1 protein-coding gene and 1 pseudogene are annotated in these 3097 nt (G+C 31.1%); both read left to right on the forward strand.

Annotation, left to right across the window (positions count from 1 at the left end; genetic code table 11):
- Positions 1 to 158: 158 nt before the first annotated feature.
- Complete coding sequence (locus KDK14_RS21765; protein WP_373691073.1) at positions 159 to 1265, forward strand: asparagine synthase-related protein; 1107 nt, start codon at positions 159 to 161, stop codon at positions 1263 to 1265.
- A 1151-nt stretch (positions 1266 to 2416) separates the two neighbouring features.
- Positions 2417 to 3097, forward strand: a pseudogene (locus tag KDK14_RS12365) (hypothetical protein); the annotation flags it as partial.

A 3097-nucleotide genomic window follows, 5' to 3' on the forward strand; every position in this document is an offset into this window, starting at 1 on the left:
GGTTCTAACACATACTCATGTATTAAATATGAATAAATAGCACTACAGGTAAGTTATCAACAATTGAGCCAAATGATCTCTCACTAGAAGAAAATGTAAAAAAACTTAAAGAGCATATAATTCGTGCCCATGAAAAGAGAGTCACTCAAAATAATGGTTTGCTTTTATCCGGCGGGATTGATTCATGTGTAAGTGCCGCAGTCCTAAAAAATGAACTTGGAATAAACGATTTAGAAGCTTTTACTTTCACGACGAAAGGAGCTGTCCAGTCAGAATGGCAAGAAGCAAAGTTATGTGCGGAGCGCTTAGGTATAGGTTTTAACCTTTTAGAAATAGACCCCGAAACACCATTCGATATATCAATTCCTATAAGCTCAAATTATCCATATTTTGCATGTGCTCTCTTGTCACCTTTAATGGAACTGGCGTCTAAAAAATTAGGGAAAAATACAAGTATTTTCGCAGGCCAAGACACTAGAATACATACACCACACTTACACTATGTTGATAGAGTGTTAATCCATCTAATCGGAAGAACTGGTGCTACTACGACAAAAGCTACAAAGCTTCCAACTTTCTCAAACAAAAAAATCGAAAAAGTAGTAGAGCGCTTTAGTACGCTTGCATCATACGAAGAATATATATTACATAACCTTCTGCACAAGCATAAAAAATCAAAAATTACAGGCTTATCAGAATATGAAAATAAGCTCTTGGAGAAATGTGCGGAAAAATATAATAAAACAAGAGGGTTGACGTCACATGAGTTCTTTAATTCTCTAGTTGATATAACAATGGGGTTCCAAAATTGTAGCGATGGTGAATATGTTAGTACTTGTGCAAGAGTTAATGGAGTTTACTCACAAATGCCCTATTGTGACTGGGAGTTACTCAAATTCTCAGCATCAATCCCTTTTAGTATGAGAGCTAAAATAACTTCAGGTAGAGCAGGGCACTCTTCAAAGAAAAAAAATGTAGATAAATATCTACTTCGGAAGGCCTTTGAAAAATATTTACCAAATGAACTTGTTTATAGAGATAAAGCAGTCTGTATAACTAATCATGATTTTTTAAATGGTGGCATGCGTCCATTAATATCATCTGCAAAAATAAAAGGCTTTGAATCAAAACTTTCAGAAATAATTACATTCGCAAAAGCCAATAAAGATCAATTTCTAATTTCCGACTATGAGGATGTAGTTGAAATTCAGAATATTATTTTTTTAAACGAGATTCAAAATAAATATTGCAATGCTGTTCAATAAATTAAATATAAAGAATGTTATCAATTACACTCTCTATTCTCTTTTGGATAGATGTGTTAATTTTGCTTTGCCGTTATTATTTCTAACATACCTAAACAGTAAAACTTCATTCAATACTATTGAATATGTCTTCAGCTTAGGGATATTAATATCTATATTTGCAGATTTCGGCATTAAAAGCTATTGTATATATGGCTACCTTAGAGCTGGGAATGGATCAAAACTACTTAATGAGTTAGATGTCAATATAGCGAGCATTTGTCTAATATTATTTATATCATTTATATCGTTAAAATACTTCCATGCAAGTGAATTAATATTGTTCGTTTTGTCACGCCTATCTTATTTAACGGTTTACAATTATTTGATTTATAGATTTAGGGCATCAGATCAACCAGTTTTTGCGTATTACTTTTCCTTATCCACAAACATAATAGTAATAATATATACTCTTATTTTCAAAGGTAGAGTTGATGATGAAATTTTATTGACAAACATATTTTATGCTTACTTATTAATACCACTATTCTATAGTAATTATTTGGCATTCAATAAAAAAACAAGATTATTAGAGAGCTATAGCCAGTTAACCAAAGCATTAAATTATTCTTGGCCGATAATGATATCATCATCATTGTCATTATTTATCATGCACTATACAAAGATTTACGCGTTTAATGCATTAACTGAAACAGATATGACTATTTTATCTCTTACTCAAAGATTCTCTTTGATTGTTCAAATATTACACAGCATATATTGTGGATATCTTAATAAAAAAATGATGAGTACAAGCTATAATCAATATCAAAAAGAGACATACTTACCTTATTTATTTTTTTTAATAGCAGGAGGTTTTGTCTCAATTATTACTCTCTACTTGTACTTCGTCTTCTTTACAGATATCAAATTTAATTACTTGATAGCTTTGCTTTCAATCACTTCAACCATGATATGGTGCATAACTGCGTACAATGAAGTGGCATTCAACAAAGTAAATAAAAACAAATATATATTATTAGCAAACTTCGCAGGCGTTATTATTTATACAGCATATATTTATTCTTCAAATCTTGGCCTAATTCAATTGCTTGCAGGAATGCTATTTGCAATGTTTACCACTCTTTTATTTCAATTAATCTGCCTTAAACATGTTCAGAAAAAAATTAACTAGCATAGCTTGCCTTGTTCTCCCCCCATCACGAATCAAAAATCTAGTATTGAATTTCTTAAATACTGAATGGGAAATAAGTAAAACAGCCTGTATAGGGCATAGCATAATTGATACAAAAGTTTTGAAAATGGGAGATTACTCAACGATTGGAAATTTCAATATAATTAAGAACATTGATTTTGTTACATTAGGAAAACGATCAACAATATTATCAAGAAATAATATTACAGGTTCAAAATATAAATTATGCCCAAAAACCGGTCTTGTTATTGGTGACAATACCCAAATATTGAGAAAAAATATTCTTGATACTACTGGCACAATACATTTTGGAAACAATGTAGTCCTCGCCGGTGTATGGAATCAAGTATGGACACATGGATTTGATACTATAGGTGACAAAATTATATCTGAAGTGAAGGTAGGTAATAATGTATATATTGGTTCATCAACAAAAATAAACCCAGGTATTAAAATTGGGAACAATATAATAATTGGCGTTGCTTCTGTAGTAACTAAAAGTCTTTGCAGTTCAGGCTTTTACGCTGGAACACCAGCAGTTAAAATTAATGACTATTTTTGTTTCAAGCAAAACAAGAAATTAGCCAAAATAGGAAAGATTGAGAATATTGAGGTCGATAAAATTTCCCCCCAATAT

The organism is Endozoicomonas sp. ONNA2 (assembly GCF_024606365.1).
GTDB lineage: Bacteria > Pseudomonadota > Gammaproteobacteria > Pseudomonadales > Endozoicomonadaceae > Endozoicomonas.